Below are 15,816 nucleotides of genomic sequence, written 5' to 3'. Positions count from 1 at the left end.
GGGGCTCCCGGGTCAACCGATCGACTTGATGGACGTCGGCGGTTCAGCGAGGTACGCCGCCATGGAATCGTCAAGGGCATGCAGCCAAGGCGTGTGGTGGGGTGGCGACTGGGTGCCGGTCATCAGCGATCGGTAGGATTTGTCGCGGTAACCCATGATGTTGTGGGCCTTGTCGTGCTTCCAGTGCAGAAAGGTGTCGTTGACCCCGGCGATATCGAAGTTCGGGTAGTCGGTGGCGTCCACCAGTTGTTGGATATAGGCGCCCTGGTATTCGAACATCTGCTGGTTGGTTTCAAGCTGCTGTTCGCGGGCATGCCATTGCTGGATATCGGCGGCCCTTTGTGTCTGGTCGGGTAGAGCGATGCGTTGCAGGATCACGTCGCGGGCGTACCAGGCCTGGGCGTCGAACATGTTGAACGAGTACCACTGGTCCTGCATGCCGAGGTAGATCAGTTGCGGGTTGGGCTGCCAGAAAATGCCTTTGTACAGGTTCATCGGCCACAGTCGGTTGTCGGTCTTGAGGCACAGCTCGTCCGGCAGGAAGGGGAAGTGATGTTTGTAGCCGGTGCAGAGGATCACCGCATCGATGTGCTTGTGGGTGCCGTCGATAAAGTACGCGCGGTTTTTTTCCAGGCGTTGCAACAGCGGCTTTTCTTCCCAGTTGGCAGGCCAGTCATAGCCCATGGGCGCGGTGCGGTAGCAGCTGGTGATGCTGCGGGCGCCGTATTTGTAGCACTGGGAACCGATGTCTTCGGCCGAATAGCTACTGCCGACAATCAGCAGATCCTTGCCCTTGAACTCCAGCGCCTCGCGGAAATCATGGGCGTGCAGGATGCGCCCGCCGAACTGCTCGAATCCGGGGAAGTACGGCATCTTCGGCGTCGAAAAGTGCCCGCAGGCGTTGATCACATAATCGAATTCTTCCGAGGTCCGGGTATCGCTGTCGTGGTTGTGGGCGACCACCGTGAAGCGGCGAGTCTCTTCGTTAAAGGTGACCTGGCGCACCACATTGTTGAAACGGATGTAGTCGCGAACCCCGGCTTTTTCGACGCGGCCCTTGATGTAATCCCAGAGCACTTCCCGTGGCGGATACGAGCCGATAGGGCGACCGAAATGTTCCTCGAAACTGTAGTCGGCGAACTCGAGGCACTCTTTCGGTCCGTTGGACCACAAATAGCGGTACATGCTGCCGTGGACCGGTTCGCCGTTCTCGTCCAGACCCGTGCGCCATGTGTAATTCCACATACCGCCCCAGTCTTGCTGTTTTTCGTAGCAGACCAGTTCCGGGATGGGCGTTCCCTGGTCTCTGGCCGATTGAAATGCCCGCAGTTGAGCCATGCCGCAAGGGCCGGCGCCGATGATTGCTACGCGTGTGGTCATGGTCGTCTCTCGTGGCTGTGTCTCGTGGCTATGGATCGGAAAAAGGGGCGCTCAGCGAAAGATCACTGTCTTGTCCTGATTGATGAACACCCGGTGTTCCAGGTGATATTTCAGGGCCTTGGAGAGGGCGACGGTTTCGGTGTCGCGGCCGATGGCAACCAGGGAGTCGGGTAGGTGGGTATGGTCGACGCGCTGGATCTCCTGCTCGATGATCGGGCCCTCGTCGAGGTCGCTGGTGACGTAGTGAGCGGTGGCGCCGATCAGTTTCACGCCACGGTCGTAGGCCTGGTGATAGGGTTTGGCGCCCTTGAAGCCGGGCAGGAACGAGTGATGGATGTTGATCGCCCGCCCGGACAGCTGTTGGCACAGACCGTCGGAGAGAATCTGCATGTAGCGGGCGAGCACTACCAGGTCGGTCCGGGTGTCTTCGACGATGCGCATCAATTCGGCTTCCTGGCCGGCCTTGCTGTCCTTGGTGATCGGCAGGTAAATGAAGCGGATGCCTTCACGTTCGGCCATGGCCCGCAGGTCCAGGTGGTTGGAGACCACGGCGGTGATGTGCATGTCCATCTCGCCCTTGCGGTGGCGATAGAGCAGGTCGGCCAGGCAGTGGTCGAACTTGCTGACCATCAACAGCACCCGGGTCGGCTGGCTGCTGCAGAACAGTTGCCACTGCATGTCGAAGCCGCCGGCCAGGTCGCCCAGGTCCTCGCGCAAGGCGCCGACGTCGCCGGTGATGCCGGTGTTGAAGCGGAACACCGCGCGCATGAAAAACTGCCCGGTGAACTCGTCGTCGAATTGCGCCAGCTCGCTGATGTAGCACTGCTGCCGGGCCAGGCACGCGGTGATCGCGGCGACGATGCCGGACGCTGCCGGGCAGTTGATCTTGAGGATGTAATGTTCGTGGCAGGTGTCCATCGAAAGTTCCCTTATTGCAAGTGAGGGGGAGGCTCAGCCCTTGGCCGTGCGCTTGGTTTTTTCCGGGTCGTCGAAGGGCAGGGCGTGGGTCACCGCGGCGCTTTCCTGGCTGCCGCGCACCTGCAGGGCAATGCCTGGAACCGAGCAGGTGACGCTCATGCGGGCGATGGCCATCGAGCGTTTGCTCAAGCGCGAATACATGCCGCAGGTGATCACCCCGACTTGCTGGTTGCCTTGCCACAGGGTATCGCCGGCCTCGGCGGCGCGGACGCCCTCGAGCAGCACGCCGGTGATCTTGAAGCGCTCCTGGCCGCGCAGGCGAAAGTGCTCTTCGGCGCCACGGAATTCGCGCTTGTCCGGGGACACGGTGAAATCCAGGCCCATTTCCCACAGGGTGTCGCCGGCCTTCTGATCGGCGAAGGGGTACATCTGCGAGTTGTCGTAGGGGAAAAACATCAGCGAGCTTTCCACCCGCAACCAGTCCAGGGCGGTGAAGGCGCACGGGATGATGCCCAGGCCCGCGCCATGTTCGAGGATCGTGTCCCACAGTGCCGGGGCATCGGCGGCCTTGCAGAAAATCTCGTAGCCGCGCTCGCCGGTGTAGCCGGTGCGGGAGATCATCACAGGGCGGTCGAACAGGCGGGTTTGCAGGTGATGGAAGTAAGGCAACTGACGGATCCCGGGCACGTGCTCGGCGAGAAAGTCCACCGCCAGTGGCCCTTGCAGCGACAGGTCGTGCAGGTCGTCATCGAACAGCACCGCCACTTGCCGGCCCTGGGATGAGCGCACCAGCATTTCGTGGCCGCTGCCGGCACCGTGCACCACCATGAACGCGTTGGGGCCGGTGCGGTAGACGATGCAGTCATCGACGAATTTGCCTTCCTCGTCGAGCATCGAGGCGTACACCGACTTGCCGGGGTAGAGCTTGGCGATGTCGCGGGTGGTCGCCCATTGCAGCAGGCTCTCGGCGTGGGGGCCGACGTAGTGGACTTTTTTCAGCCCGGACACGTCCATCAGCCCGGCCCGGGTGCGGATCGCCTGATGGTGATCGGCCAGGTCGCTGTCGTAGGTCCAGGCAGTGCCCATGCCGTTCCAGTCTTCGAGGTTCGAGCCGAGTGCGCGGTGCCGTTCGGCCAGTGCAGAAATACGCCATGAATGCGCCATGTGAAGATCCTTGTCGGTGAAAGTGGGTCAGGGGTCAGGCTTGTGGGTCGAAGTGGCTCAGCCACTCAACCAGGGTCTGTCGGTAGCGGCTCATGCCCTTGTAATCGGCGATCGGCTCGGGCAGGTCGCGCAGCACACGGTGCAGGCGGCAGCCCCAGCCGGGCTGAGTGACCAGCTCCTGCATGCTGATCAGGTAGGTGCGGATGCTGAACATCACCGCGTTGCTGCGGGGCAGACGAACCATCACTTGCAACTCGACCCGCAGGTGAACCTGTTGCCCGACGTTCTCGGCGGTAATGCGGCCGCGGTCGGCGCCCCATTCATGGAAAGTCTCGGGGGAAGAGTCCAGGCGTGGATTGATAGTCAGCGTCCAATTCAGACGCCGCACCGGCTGCCCCACCTGCAGGTTGAGCAGGTACTTCAGCGCGCGGTCGAACACGCCCATCTGGTGCGCCATGGGCACCGGCGAATGCCACTGCTTGAAACTCATGCCGGCGTCGAAGGCCAGGGACCAGTCGGCCGGGCTGGTGACCAGGCCGGCGTCCATGTACAGATCACCGTCGCGTTGATCGAGCAGGGCGAAATCCCCCTGCACCTGTCGGCCGATGAACTCCAACGGCTCACAGGGCAGGCTGGTGGCATCACCGAACACAAAGCGCTGATCGATATCCAGCAAGGTGTTTCGCCAATGCCAGTGTTCAGTGTCACGCTCGAGGGTGAACCACTGCGGATAGTCGGCGGCCAGGTGCTCCATGAGCATCTGCAACGCATCCCAGGCCGCCACTTGCATGTGCGGTAGCACGAGGTAGCGGCGCGGATCCTTGTCCAGCACCAGGGCGCGTTCGGCCATTTCCGAGCGGTAGTGTTCGTCAATGTCGAACCCGTGCTGGTAAATCGAGCCGGGATCCCGGGAGGTCGCCGGTTCGATGTTCACCGAATACAGGTAGCTGTCCTCGGTGAAGGGGAAGGGAAAACGAAGGATGGCGGCGGGGCTGTTGCGAAAACTGAAATAGTCTCGATAGCTCTGCACGGGGCTTGGTTGAATGGTCATGGTCGACTCCTAAAGATCCAGCGAAACGCATTGGCCGCGGCCGCGAGAGACACAGGGCATGAGAAAGCCGTCCTGTTCGGCGGGGCTCAGGAAGCTGTCGCGGTGTTCGATGTCGCCGCCCCGGTGGCGGGTCATGCATTGGCCGCAGACGCCGCCTCGGCACAGGTTGGGGATCTGCAGGCCGGCCGATTCCAGGGCTTCGAGCAGGCTTTGTTCGGCCCCGACCCGCAGGCGGCGGTCGCTGCGCAGCAGGTCGACGTCGAAGGCCTGACCCGGTTGCGCGGCATTGAAGGCTTCCCGGTGCACCCTTGCGAGCGGCCAGCCGAGGGCCGCGGCCTGTTGCCGTACCGCGTCGAGCAACGGTGGCGGGCCGCAGGTGTACACATGGCTGCCCAGCGGCCGGTCGCGCAGGATCCGGCTCAGGTCCGGGCGACTGGCGTAGGTGTGCAATCGCGATCCCAGTCGCTGTTGCAACTCATCGACGTAGGCATCGCTCAGCCCCGGGCGATACAGATAGTGCAACTCGAAGTGGGCCTGGCGTTGTTCCAGGGCCGCGATGTAGGCCATGAACGGTGTGATGCCAATGCCCCCGGCAATCAGGATGTGCAGGCTGGCGGTCGAGTGCAGGGCAAACAGATTGGCCGGCGGCGAGATCCGCAGGGTGTCGCCGACCCGGACCTGGCGATGCAGGTAGTGCGAGCCGCCGCGGGAGGAGTCCTGCAGGCGTACGGCAATGCGGTAGTGCTGGTTGTGCGCCGGGTCGCCGGTCAGTGAATAGGCATTGCGAACCTTGCCCGCCGCCAGCGGCAGGTGAACCTGCACATGACTGCCGGGGGAAAAACCTGGCAAGGGCCCGGCGCATGACTGCAGGGTGAATTCGCGCACCACCGGGGTGAGCATTCTCGCCGCGCTGACCCGCACTTCGAGTACGGCGCTCATGACCGGGCTCCTGGGTAAGGCTGGTCGGGGTTGGTGCAGACGCCGAGGTACGCTCCCAGGCGTTTGGAAAAGTGTTCGCGGACTTCCAGCCCGACCGCGCAGCCGATGCAGGCCAGCAGCGGCTCCGGCCCGGCACCCTGGGTCAGGCCACAGTGCACGCAATACACCAGGCGCGGGCCGGCAAGCGTGCGGGCGATGTCGATCTCGTCATCTTCCAGCCCGGCGCTGCGGGCCTCGCCGTGGATACGCCAGATAAAGGCCTCGTCACCCATGATGTAGAGATGGCTGCCGACGGTGGCACTGCCCAGCACCTGATGCAGGCGCCGGGCAAAGTCGGCGCTCTCGCCGTTGAGCACCAGGGGCTGTTCAAGTTCGCCGACAAAGGGGGCGCAGGCCGCCGCCGATTGCATGACCACAATGTGCCGGCTGGCGGTCTCGTGAGGTAGCGGCTGGCGATAGCGCGGGAGACTGTGAAGTCGGTCCGGGGCGGCACTGTGTCTATCCGTCATGTGAGCTTTCCTGGCTGATCCGCGAGAAGGGGGCGTTGGACAGGGGCTTTGTTTCCTGTTGGGGAAGATACTTTCCTATGGGGAATATCTTCTCAATCCGGAAAAAGGGCTATGTCTTTGGAGATAAGCCTTGGACGACGCCGGTTCGGGGCATGGAAGTTGCTGGTCTTTGCTCAGGGCTGAGCAACCGGACGGGGAGTTATCGATAGTGCGAACACGACCGCAGTGGTGGCCGCTCTGGTTTGGGCGTATCCGCCCCGACCAGGCACGCAGCGTGCGCAAACTGCTGGCGGAGTTGCCTTGGTGCCAGGTGCACGATGACGGTGCCTTGTCGGGTTTTCTGGACCGTTTCGAAGCACTGCTGCCGACCTGCAAACTGAATCTGATCCTGGGTGGCGAAGACTTGGGGCCGGCGCGGCGTGCATGGCTCCAGGGCTGCAGGGACGTGGAACACTGTCCCTGGCGTGGCTCGACGCTGGCGGAGACGGCTCAAGTCTGTAGCCCTTGCCGGCAACGGGGGGTGCATCGCCTGCTGTGTGCTTTGACGCAAAGTGACGATTCGAGCAAAGGGCTGCTGTTGCTCGATACCCCACAACCGATCCACGCCAGCTGGCGCCCATTGTTGGAGGAGGCGGCGCAGGCGGTCGGCGTCACCGTACGCTTGCGCACCCACAGCCGTGAGCAACAGCGCAAACAGGCCACGTTCCAGCACGGAGCCCTGGCCCGTGAACTGCACGATTCGGTGGCGCAGCAGTTGGGTTATCTGTCGTTCCAGGCGCATTTACTGCAGTCGCAACCGGGTTCGCCTGCACAGGCCACTGTCGCGTTGCAGGAACTGTGCGGCGGCCTGAGCCAGCTGCAACGTCAGGTCCGCGAGCTGATCACCAGCGCGCGCCTGACCATGGACGGGCGCTCGCTGCGCCAGGCCCTGGCCGACTCGGTCGCGGAGTTCTCGCGGCGCTGCATCATCGTCTTCGAATTGGACAATCGCCTCGCCGATGATGCCTTGAGCCCGGAAACCGAATTGCAGATTCTGCAGATCATTCGTGAGGCATTGGCCAACGCGGTACGCCATTCCCATGCACGGCACGTGCGCATCGAGTTGCGGCAAAACCAGGACGGCGATGCCTCGGTATCGGTGGAGGACGACGGCATTGGCCTGAGTCCGGCGTCTGGAGAGGAAAACCATTTCGGCCTGGCGATTATCCGCGAGCGCGCCGCGAGCATTGGTGCCCGCCTGACCATTGAAGCGATTCGCCCGCACGGGGTACGCGTACACCTGGGCCTGTGCCGCCACCAGGATCTGCCAGAGGGGAGTTTTGATGGACTGCACGACCTTATTACTGATCGATGATCACCCGCTGTTTCGCAAGGGCCTGGCGCAGCTGTTCGGCGCCAATGACGACTTCGAAGTGGTGGGGCAGGCCGCCAGCGGCCGTGAAGGCATCAACCTGGCCGTGAGCCTGGCGCCGCAGCAAGTCCTGCTGGATCTGCACATGCCTGGCTTGAACGGTTTGCAGGTGCTCGATGAACTGCGCCAGTTGCGCCTCGACTGCCAGGTGGTGGTGCTCACCGCATCGATGGATCGCGCCGAGCTGTTGACGGCCCTGCGTCTGGGGGCCAGCGGTTATGTGCTCAAGGAAACCGAGCCCGAAGCGTTGTTGGCCTACATGCGCAATTGCCACAAGGGCTCGATCGTTCTGGATTCGACCCTGATTGCCCTGCTGGCCGATCAGGGCGATTTGGCGCACCGGCCGGCGCATGATCCGGACCCGCTGGATACCGGCAACCTGACCGAACGCGAAGGGCAGACCCTGGCCCTGATCGCTGCCGGCATGAGTAACAAACAGATCGGCCGGGAACTGGGAATCAGCGATGGCACGGTCAAGATCTATGTGCGCAATCTGCTGCAGAAGCTCGGCCTGCACTCGCGCCTGGAGCTGGCGGCCTGGGTGCACAACGGTGCGTCGGTGCGACACGAGGGGCGGCATTAGATGATGAATCGGCCAGAGGTATTCGCACAGACACCACCCTTGCGCCTGATGGATCGCTTTCCAGCAGCGCTGCTCGAACTGCGGGATAACGGGCAGATTGCCCACTTCAACCTGGCCTGGGTCGAGCTGATGGATCGGCCGGGTCCGGAGCGCGATCTCATCGATTATGTGCACCACGAAGACCGTTCGTTGTGGCGCCAGGCCCTGCATGAACTGCGGCGGCGCCCTGAGACTTGCTTCAATCAGCGGCTGCGCTTCGTCCACCCTTCGGGCGAATTGCGCTGGTTCGACGTCAGCCTCAAGCGCGGAGCTGAGGGGTTCTATCTGGTGGCCGGGGACATAACCGCGCACAAACGACGCGAGATCGCCTTGCAGGCCAGCCAGCGCAGCAGCATTAGCCTGCTCGACAGCATGCCGGGGCTGATCTATCGTGGCCGCAACAACCGCGACTGGACCATGGAATTCGTCAGTGCCGGTTGCCTGCAACTGACCGGGTATCCCCCGGAACGACTGGTGGACAACCATGAGTTCACCTACAACAGCCTGATCCTGGCGCAGGATGCCGATTACGTCTGGCGCGAGGTGCAATATGCCTTGTCACGACAGGAACCGTTCGAACTCAATTACCGGATTCGCTGCGCCGATCAGTCGATCAAGCATGTCTGGGAAAAGGGCGTGGGGATCTATGCTGACACCCGGGAAGTGCTGGGTATCGAAGGCGCGATTTTCGAGCGGCGCACCCACCTGTGAGTGTTGGGAGGCGATCATTGAGCATCGGAATCGACCCTGCACGTCAATCAGCCCCCGGGCTTCGCGTCCAGGGGGCCGGCGGGTGGTCTTAGCGGAACGCCGGGACCACGTGTTTGATAAACAGCTCCAGGGATTTTTTCTTCTCCGCGTGGGGCAGGCTGTTATCGCACCAGAAGCTGAACTCGTCGACACCCAGTTCCTGGTAATACTTGATGCGCGGGATGATTTCTTCCGGGGTGCCGATCATCGCGGTCCTGTGCAGGCTTTCCAGCTGGAACTCCGGACGCTCGGCGAATTTTTCTTCCGGACTCGGTTCCAGAAAGCCGTTGACCGGCGTTGTCTTGTTACCGAACCAGGCATCGAACGTGCGGTAGAAACGCGAGATCGCCTTGGCCCCGACTTTCCAGCCCTCGGGGTCGTCGACTGCGTGGACGTGGGTGTGACGCAGCACCATCAGTTGCGGGCGCGGTACGTCCGGGTTGTTGTCCAGAGCGGTCTGGAACTTGTTCTTCAGGTCGAGGACTTCTTCGTCGCCCTTCATCAGCGGCGTGACCATGACGTTGCAGCCGTTGGCCACGGCGAAGTTGTGCGAGTCCGGGTCGCGGGCGGCGATCCACATCGGCGGGTTGGGTTTCTGGATCGGCTTGGGCACGCTGGTGGAGGTCGGGAATTTCCAGATATCGCCGTCGTGGGCGTAATCGCCTTGCCACAGCGCGCGCACCACCGGAACCATTTCCCGCAGGGCTTGACCACCGGAGGACGCAGGCATGCCACCGGCCATGCGGTCGAATTCCACCTGGTAGGCGCCGCGGGCCAGGCCGACTTCCATGCGGCCGTTACTGATCACGTCGAGCAGTGCGCACTCGCCAGCGACCCGCAACGGGTGCCAGAACGGGGCGATGATGGTGCCGGCGCCGAGGTGAATGGTGGTGGTCTTGGCCGCCAGGTAAGCCAGCAGCGGCATCGGGCTCGGCGAGATGGTGTATTCCATGGCGTGGTGTTCGCCGATCCAGACGGTGCTGAAACCGCCGGCCTCGGCCATCAGGGTCAGTTCGGTCAAGTCTTCGAACAACTGACGGTGGCTGACGCTTTCGTCCCAACGTTCCATGTGCACGAACAGGGAAAACTTCATGACGCTTACCTCGGATCTTTTGTTGTCGGCCTGTCGACTGCGGGCCTGTTGATTATTGGTATACCATAATACGAAGTGCCCGCAAAATAATTCTATTCGCTTGTTTCACGGACAGCGCAGATCAGGCGAGAACAGGCAGGGCGCCCATCTTGCCGTGGCAGTACACCAGCGGCCCGGTGTTGTGCCGGGGCACGATCAGGTTCTTCACCGCGCCGACCATGATCGCGTGGTCGCCGCCTTCATATTCGCGCCACAGCTCGCATTCGATCACCGCCGTGGCGTTGGCCAGAATCGGGTTGCCCAGCTCGCTCAAGGTCCATTCGATGCCCTGCGCCTTGTCCTTGCCCTTGCGCGCGAAGGCATAGGCTTCGCTCTGCTGGCCGCCGGACAGGACGTGGATGGCAAAACGTTTGTTCTTGATCAGCACGGGGTAGGAATCGGAACTGTAGTTGGGGCAGAACAGCACCAGGGCGGGGTCCATGGACAGCGAACTGAAAGCGCTGGCGGTCAGGCCGACGATCTGGCCGTCGTCATCGAGCGTGGTGATCACGGTCACACCGGACGGAAACGAACCCATCACTTGTTTGTAGATGGCGGCATCGATCATGGGGTGGTCCTCTGGCGGTGTGGTGCGGTTTTTATGTGTTTGTAGGTCTGATGGTATACCGTAATACATGCTTTGCAAGAGCTTTTTTCACTAGCCGATAAACGTGAGTATCAGGGTCTTAAGCCAGTGATTACGGGCCTTTGCGCCATCTGGCGCTTGCGGTCATCCGTCAGAATTGCGTATCAGTTGCCCGCTAAAAGCGCGGATCAGCCTTGTGCAAAGTTTGGAATACCATAATATGGTCGGCATCTGAGGGGTGGCCAGAGAGCTCCCCCGGTTTGGCTTCGTACAACTATAAGATCAGACAAACTCGAGTTCATGCATATGTCCCAGATGTCCCGGCAAGACCCCCTGATCGAGAATCACACGGTCGATTACGTCCCACTCGCGGAACGCCATGGGAAGGCCCGCGATCTGTTCACCCTATGGTTCAGCACCAACATCGCACCGCTGCCCATTGTCACCGGCGCCATGGTGGTCCAGGTGTTCCACCTTGATCTGTTCTGGGGGCTGTTGGCGATTGCGCTCGGGCACATGATCGGTGGCCTGGTGATCGCCCTCGCGTCGGCCCAGGGCCCGCGCATGGGGATTCCGCAGATGGTGCAGAGCCGCGGCCAGTTCGGCCGTTATGGCGCGCTGCTGATCGTGTTCTTTGCGGCACTGATCTATATCGGTTTTTTCATCTCCAACATCGTCCTGGCCGGCAAGTCGATCGTCGGCATCGCGCCGTCGGTTCCGGTGCCGGCGAGCATCCTCATCGGTGCCTTGAGCGCCACGGCGATCGGGGTGATCGGCTACCGCTTCATCCACACCCTCAACCGCATCGGCACCTGGGTCATGGGCAGCGCCTTGCTCGCCGGGTTTCTCTACATCTTCGCCCATGACCTGCCGGCGGACTTCTTCACTCGCGGCGGTTTCAACTTGACCGGCTGGCTGGCGACGGTGTCCCTGGGGATCATCTGGCAGATCAGCTTCTCGCCTTATGTGTCGGACTATTCGCGTTACCTGCCGGCGGATATCGGCATCGCCAAGCCGTTCTGGGCCACCTACCTGGGCGCGACCCTGGGCACCATTCTGTCGTTTACCTTCGGTGCGGTGGCGGTGCTGGCAACTCCGGAAGGCACCGAGGCGATGGCCGCGGTCAAGCAGTCCACCGGCTGGCTGGGGCCGATCCTGATGGTGCTTTTTTTGCTCAACATCATCAGCCATAACGCCTTGAATCTGTATGGCGCGGTGCTGTCGATCATCACTTCGATCCAGACCTTTGCCAGCCAGTGGACGCCGAGCATTAAGGTGCGGGTGGTGTTGTCGAGTGGGGTGCTGGCGGGCTGCTGCGTGGTGGCGCTGGGCGCTTCGGCGGACTTCATTTCGCAGTTCATCGGTTTGATTCTGGCGTTGCTGTTGGTGCTGGTGCCCTGGGCTTCGATCAACCTGATTGACTTCTACCTGATCAAGCGCGGCACCTACGATATCGCTTCGATTTTTCGTGCCGATGGCGGGATTTATGGGCGGTTCAATCTGCATGCGATCGTTGCGTATTTCATCGGGATTATCGTGCAGTTGCCGTTTGCCAATACGTCGTTGTATGTCGGGCCCTATGCCAACTTGATCGAAGGGGCTGACTTGTCCTGGTTGGTGGGGTTGGTGGTGACGTGTCCGCTTTACTACTGCCTGGCGACTCGGGGGCAGGCTCAGCAGAGCAGGGCGGCGCGACTGGGGTATACCGACTGATCAATGGGTGTCTGAAGTGCCCGCCACACCCCGCGACCTGTAGGAGCTGGCAAGCCAGCTCCTACAGGGTTTGCGCCGGATATCAACCCCGGACACGTCCGCCATTGGTTGGTTGATCCATCCTGTAACCCGCCCCCGGCGCCCCTTCATGCAACGCCGACTGAATGTTTGCATACAAGGCATTCGCCTCGGCAGTCGTGATTGATCTCGAACAATCACGCAGTACAACGCGCAGAATCACATTTTCCTGGTCCGGCAGCAGTCCGAGGCGTTCAATAGCCTGCTCGGGTACCTCCGAGAATTCCCAGCGTCCCTTGACCTGCATCTCCTCGATCCAGTCGGCGCAGTCGCCAGCCGCGTGTAACATCCTTTCGGTCAACGCTTCCTCGCTCAGTCCGGGCGTGACCGCTAATGAAATGTCACGCGTAATCGAAGGCAAGCGAGATACGGCGTTCCATGGTTCCAGATCATGCATCTGTGCTTGTACCCGTACGTTCTGATCGCGCAGCAAGCGAATATCCGGGATGCCTTTGCGCAGCATGGTCAGGCGATCCAGCCCCATCCCGAGCGCCAGCCCTCCATGTTGCAACGGATCTATGTTCAGGCGCTGCAGCAAAGACGGCGCGATACGACCGCACTCCAGGACTTCGACCGGTTTGCCGTCATTCAGCACATTCACTTCGATTCCGCCCTCGGTGTAGTGATGCGGACTCTTGCCGTGGACCCAGGATTTGTCAGGTAAGGCGCAACTGAGGACATCGCTGACCAGGCGCAGCAAGTGTTCATGGGTCGACAGCTCAGGATCACCGAGCACCCAGATATCCATTTGGTGTGGCTCTGCACAATGCCAACGATCCCGGCTATCCCGGCGAAAAGTGATCCCTGGCGCGGCCAGTAATATCATCTCGCCCGGTTGCCGTACTTCGGCCGCACGCTGCAGCGCCGCCGGGATTTGACTGGTTGTTTGCGTTCGCAACAGGGAGTGTTCGTCGATCCAGCGGGTGTGTTCACTGCCGAGGGTGATTTCTGTCGGGTGGTAACCGAGCAAACCGTAGTTTTCTTCAGCGCGGACGATGCGCGGTCCTGTCTGGATTTTTGCCTGGGGCCAGCCTTTTTCGGCAAGCCCCAGCAGGATCAAATTCAGCAGTAGCCGGATGGCGTGATCGTGAGTGCTTTGCTCGGTAAGGTCTTGCAGTGACAGGGCTTGATGGACGGATGTGTCTGTCAGGTATTTCTTTGTTGTTTGCACCCGCTAATCCTCTAGTGGCCGTTGGCTGTTGTTTTAAAAGGCAGCAACGAACGTAGCGACAACGGGTCAATGGTCACAACTCATATTTAAGAGGTTTGTGGATTTTCGGAAGGGTATTACAGACGTTACTTACATGGATAATTCGTAGGGTGTGATTTCGACCTACCGCCTGTAGGAGCCGGCTTGCTGGCGATGGACTCAAGTGCGCCACGTTTAACCAGACGGCACGCGTTATCGTTAACGATCATCGCCAGCAAACTGGCTCCTACAAGGGTCAGTGTCCAAGCTGGAAAATGCAGTGGCCTTTAAACCAGTGAACGCACCCGAAAAAAAAGGCCGCCACAACCCGACGTTGCGGCGACCCGAGGGTGACAGAAAACCAGTGGCCCACTGGCATGGGCCAACACTAAATCAATGAGCCCCGGCAGCCTTGTTCAGATCACTCTCGGCCCACTCGGTATAGACACAAGCATCGGCAGTAGCCCAACGCACCCGCACCGGATCGCCAGCCTTCAGCGGCATGCCAGCGGCCGACAGCGCCTTGACCGTCATCGAGGTGCCGCCCGAAGTCACCACGCTGCAGGTCTGGCTTTCACCCAGGAACAACACCTCCACGACCTTGGCCGACACTTCATTCCAGCCGGCCGCCAAGGGTTCCACGGCAGCTTGTTCGACACTCAAGGCCAAGGCTTTTTCCGGGCGCACCATCAGCAGCACATCCTGATCGGTTTGCAGCCCGGCCGTCAGGCGAATCGACAGCGACTGGCCTTCAAACGTCGCCACCGCATTGCCCTGGGCCTTGAGCTTGAGGAAGTTCGAGTTCCCCAGGAACGACGCCACAAAGGCATTCGGCGGATTCTGGTACAGGTCGAAGCCGCTGCCCAGACCGACGATCTTGCCATGGCTGAAAATCGCAATGCGCTGGGACAGGCGCATGGCTTCTTCCTGATCATGGGTCACGTAGACAATGGTGATGCCCAGGCGCCGATGCAGCTGACGCAGTTCATCCTGCAAGTCTTCACGCAGTTTTTTGTCCAGCGCGCCGAGGGGTTCGTCCATCAGCAGAATGCGTGGTTCATAAACCAGCGCCCGGGCAATGGCGACCCGTTGCTGCTGGCCACCGGAAAGCTGCGAAGGGCGGCGATGGGCAAATTGCTCGAGCTGCACCAGCTTGAGCATGGCATCCACCCGGCGTTCGCGCTCGGCCGTGGCCAGTTTGCGAATCGCCAACGGGAACGCGATGTTGTCGCGTACCGACAGGTGCGGGAACAGCGAGTAACGCTGGAACACCATGCCGATGTCACGCTTGTGCGGCGGCACGTTGACCAGCGACTGGCCGTTGACCAGGATCTCGCCGCTGCTCGGCGTTTCGAAGCCGGCGAGCATCGACAGGGTGGTGCTTTTGCCGGAGCCACTGGAGCCGAGGAAGGTGAGGAATTCGCCGTCCTTGATGTCCAGCGAGATGTCGTCCACGGCGGCAAAGTCGCCGTAGTACTTGTTCAGGTTGCGCAGGCTCACCAGCGGCTTGTCACTCTGCTGGGCGGAATCTTTGATCACTGCACTCATGTCGTACTCCTGGCGCTCAGGCGCTGATTGGGTTGCGCCGGCGAACGGCGGCGGCGATGACCATGACCAATACCGAGAGGCCGATCAGCAGCGTCGAAGCGACGGCGATCACAGGCGTCAGGTCCTGGCGCAGGGTGGTCCACATTTTCACGGGAAGGGTTTGCAGGGTCGGGCTGGCCATCATCACGCTCAGCACCACTTCATCCCAGGACACGAGGAAGGCGAACAGGGCGCCGGCGACCATGCCCGGACGAATCGCCGGAAAGGTCACCTTGAACACCGCTTGCAGGCGCGAGGCACCGCAGATCACCGCGGCATCCTCGATCGACTGGTCGAACAGCTTCAGCGAATTGATAATCGAGATGATGGTGAACGGCAGCGCGACGATCACGTGGCTGACCACGAAGGCGAACAGGGTCCCGGTGTAGCCGAGCTTGAGAAACAGCGCGTACACCGCCACGGCGATGATCACCAGCGGCACGATCATCGGCAGGGTGAACAGGCCGTAGAGCATTTCCCGTCCGGGGAAACGCCCGCGCACCAGGGCAAAAGCAGTGGGCAGGCCCAGGGCCACGGCGAAGAAGGTGGTCAGCACCGCGACCTTGAGGCTGGCCACCGCCGCGTTCATCCAGTCGGGGTTGGAGAAGAACTGGCCGTACCATTTCAGGGTCCAGCCCGGTGGCGGAAACACCAGCCACTGGGAGGAGCCGAAGGACAGCAGCACAATGAACACGATCGGCAACAGCAGGAACAGCGCGATCAGCCCGGTGGTGAAGTACAGGCCGAAGCGCATGCGTCGGCTCATGGCATTGGGGGTCAGGAGCAT

The 15,816-nt window shown here is 61.4% G+C and carries 15 protein-coding genes; 4 read left to right on the top strand and 11 right to left on the bottom strand.

From position 1 onward, the window contains the following. Positions 1 to 12 precede the first annotated feature (12 nt). Genes ACA041_RS18545 through ACA041_RS18520 form a run of 6 tightly spaced genes read right to left on the bottom strand, consistent with a single transcriptional unit; the run spans position 13 to position 5,961 of the window. Positions 13 to 1,380, bottom strand: coding sequence for a trimethylamine monooxygenase (locus ACA041_RS18545; RefSeq protein WP_497435372.1), 1,368 nt, complete (start codon positions 1,378 to 1,380; stop codon positions 13 to 15). Positions 1,381 to 1,431: 51 nt separating this feature from the next. Further along, positions 1,432 to 2,298 carry a formyltetrahydrofolate deformylase gene (gene purU, locus ACA041_RS18540; protein ID WP_497435368.1) on the bottom strand — a complete coding sequence of 289 codons (867 nt, stop codon included), beginning with the start codon at positions 2,296 to 2,298 and terminating at the stop codon, positions 1,432 to 1,434. Positions 2,299 to 2,331: 33 nt separating this feature from the next. Beyond that, positions 2,332 to 3,462, bottom strand: a complete 1,131-nt coding sequence (locus ACA041_RS18535) for an aminomethyl transferase family protein (RefSeq protein WP_497435363.1) — start codon at positions 3,460 to 3,462, stop codon at positions 2,332 to 2,334. A 34-nt stretch (positions 3,463 to 3,496) separates the two neighbouring features. Continuing rightward, the gene (locus tag ACA041_RS18530) at positions 3,497 to 4,513 is read right to left on the bottom strand and encodes a heme-dependent oxidative N-demethylase family protein (protein WP_497435359.1); all 1,017 of its coding nucleotides are present in this window, start codon (positions 4,511 to 4,513) and stop codon (positions 3,497 to 3,499) included. A gap of 9 nt (positions 4,514 to 4,522) precedes the next feature. After that, on the bottom strand, positions 4,523 to 5,452 hold the full coding sequence (locus ACA041_RS18525) for a PDR/VanB family oxidoreductase (RefSeq protein ID WP_497435355.1): 930 nt from the start codon (positions 5,450 to 5,452) through the stop codon (positions 4,523 to 4,525). Further along, complete coding sequence (locus ACA041_RS18520) at positions 5,449 to 5,961, bottom strand: dimethylamine monooxygenase subunit DmmA family protein (RefSeq protein WP_497435350.1); 513 nt, start codon at positions 5,959 to 5,961, stop codon at positions 5,449 to 5,451. The genes ACA041_RS18525 and ACA041_RS18520 overlap by 4 nt, the downstream gene beginning before the upstream one ends. Positions 5,962 to 6,169: 208 nt before the next feature. Between ACA041_RS18520 and ACA041_RS18515 the strand changes: the two genes are divergently transcribed. The 3 genes from ACA041_RS18515 to ACA041_RS18505 are packed head-to-tail and all read left to right on the top strand — an operon-like array spanning position 6,170 to position 8,705. Continuing rightward, positions 6,170 to 7,315: a sensor histidine kinase gene (locus ACA041_RS18515; protein WP_497435345.1), complete on the top strand. Its 1,146-nt coding sequence runs from the start codon at positions 6,170 to 6,172 to the stop codon at positions 7,313 to 7,315. Continuing rightward, positions 7,284 to 7,955, top strand: a complete 672-nt coding sequence (locus ACA041_RS18510) for a response regulator (protein WP_497435339.1) — start codon at positions 7,284 to 7,286, stop codon at positions 7,953 to 7,955. Before ACA041_RS18515 ends, ACA041_RS18510 begins: the two co-directional genes overlap by 32 nt. Continuing rightward, the gene (locus ACA041_RS18505; RefSeq protein ID WP_497435335.1) at positions 7,956 to 8,705 is read left to right on the top strand and encodes a PAS domain-containing protein; all 750 of its coding nucleotides are present in this window, start codon (positions 7,956 to 7,958) and stop codon (positions 8,703 to 8,705) included. Positions 8,706 to 8,793: 88 nt separating this feature from the next. On the opposite strand, the gene ACA041_RS18500 is transcribed toward ACA041_RS18505, so the two are convergent. Both ACA041_RS18500 and ACA041_RS18495 read right to left on the bottom strand, forming a co-directional pair. Beyond that, positions 8,794 to 9,837: an LLM class flavin-dependent oxidoreductase gene (locus ACA041_RS18500; protein ID WP_497285113.1), complete on the bottom strand. Its 1,044-nt coding sequence runs from the start codon at positions 9,835 to 9,837 to the stop codon at positions 8,794 to 8,796. Between the two features lie 121 nt (positions 9,838 to 9,958). Further along, positions 9,959 to 10,444, bottom strand: a complete 486-nt coding sequence (locus ACA041_RS18495; protein ID WP_497435330.1) for a flavin reductase family protein — start codon at positions 10,442 to 10,444, stop codon at positions 9,959 to 9,961. A 324-nt stretch (positions 10,445 to 10,768) separates the two neighbouring features. On the opposite strand from ACA041_RS18495, the gene ACA041_RS18490 reads away from it, so the two are divergent. Beyond that, positions 10,769 to 12,175, top strand: a complete 1,407-nt coding sequence (locus tag ACA041_RS18490) for a purine-cytosine permease family protein (protein ID WP_497435325.1) — start codon at positions 10,769 to 10,771, stop codon at positions 12,173 to 12,175. Positions 12,176 to 12,257: 82 nt separating this feature from the next. Here the strand turns inward: ACA041_RS18490 and srmL are convergent, their stop codons facing one another. From srmL to ACA041_RS18475, 3 genes are all read right to left on the bottom strand, one after another. After that, positions 12,258 to 13,424 (bottom strand): PheS-related mystery ligase SrmL, encoded by a 1,167-nt coding sequence (gene srmL, locus ACA041_RS18485; RefSeq protein WP_497435320.1) that lies wholly within the window; start codon positions 13,422 to 13,424, stop codon positions 12,258 to 12,260. A 411-nt stretch (positions 13,425 to 13,835) separates the two neighbouring features. After that, positions 13,836 to 14,990, bottom strand: coding sequence for an ABC transporter ATP-binding protein (locus ACA041_RS18480; protein ID WP_368992995.1), 1,155 nt, complete (start codon positions 14,988 to 14,990; stop codon positions 13,836 to 13,838). A 16-nt stretch (positions 14,991 to 15,006) separates the two neighbouring features. After that, the gene (locus ACA041_RS18475) at positions 15,007 to 15,816 is read right to left on the bottom strand and encodes an ABC transporter permease (RefSeq protein WP_497435315.1); all 810 of its coding nucleotides are present in this window, start codon (positions 15,814 to 15,816) and stop codon (positions 15,007 to 15,009) included.

This window comes from Pseudomonas sp. LBUM1676, from assembly GCF_059695605.1.
This window is presented reverse-complemented; position numbering and strand designations above follow the sequence as displayed.

Bases quoted from the DNA above. Each gene is read 5' to 3' on its own strand.
- ACA041_RS18475 (WP_497435315.1), bottom strand. From the start codon at position 15,816: ATGCTCCTGACCCCCAATGCCATGAGCCGACGCATGCGCTTCGGCCTG.
- ACA041_RS18520 (WP_497435350.1), bottom strand. From the start codon at position 5,961: ATGACGGATAGACACAGTGCCGCCCCGGACCGACTTCACAGTCTCCCG.
- ACA041_RS18535 (WP_497435363.1), bottom strand. From the start codon at position 3,462: ATGGCGCATTCATGGCGTATTTCTGCACTGGCCGAACGGCACCGCGCA.
- ACA041_RS18525 (WP_497435355.1), bottom strand. From the start codon at position 5,452: ATGAGCGCCGTACTCGAAGTGCGGGTCAGCGCGGCGAGAATGCTCACC.
- purU (WP_497435368.1), bottom strand. From the start codon at position 2,298: ATGGACACCTGCCACGAACATTACATCCTCAAGATCAACTGCCCGGCA.
- ACA041_RS18530 (WP_497435359.1), bottom strand. From the start codon at position 4,513: ATGACCATTCAACCAAGCCCCGTGCAGAGCTATCGAGACTATTTCAGT.
- ACA041_RS18495 (WP_497435330.1), bottom strand. From the start codon at position 10,444: ATGATCGATGCCGCCATCTACAAACAAGTGATGGGTTCGTTTCCGTCC.
- ACA041_RS18480 (WP_368992995.1), bottom strand. From the start codon at position 14,990: ATGAGTGCAGTGATCAAAGATTCCGCCCAGCAGAGTGACAAGCCGCTG.
- ACA041_RS18490 (WP_497435325.1), top strand. From the start codon at position 10,769: ATGTCCCAGATGTCCCGGCAAGACCCCCTGATCGAGAATCACACGGTC.
- ACA041_RS18545 (WP_497435372.1), bottom strand. From the start codon at position 1,380: ATGACCACACGCGTAGCAATCATCGGCGCCGGCCCTTGCGGCATGGCT.
- ACA041_RS18510 (WP_497435339.1), top strand. From the start codon at position 7,284: ATGGACTGCACGACCTTATTACTGATCGATGATCACCCGCTGTTTCGC.
- ACA041_RS18505 (WP_497435335.1), top strand. From the start codon at position 7,956: ATGATGAATCGGCCAGAGGTATTCGCACAGACACCACCCTTGCGCCTG.
- ACA041_RS18500 (WP_497285113.1), bottom strand. From the start codon at position 9,837: ATGAAGTTTTCCCTGTTCGTGCACATGGAACGTTGGGACGAAAGCGTC.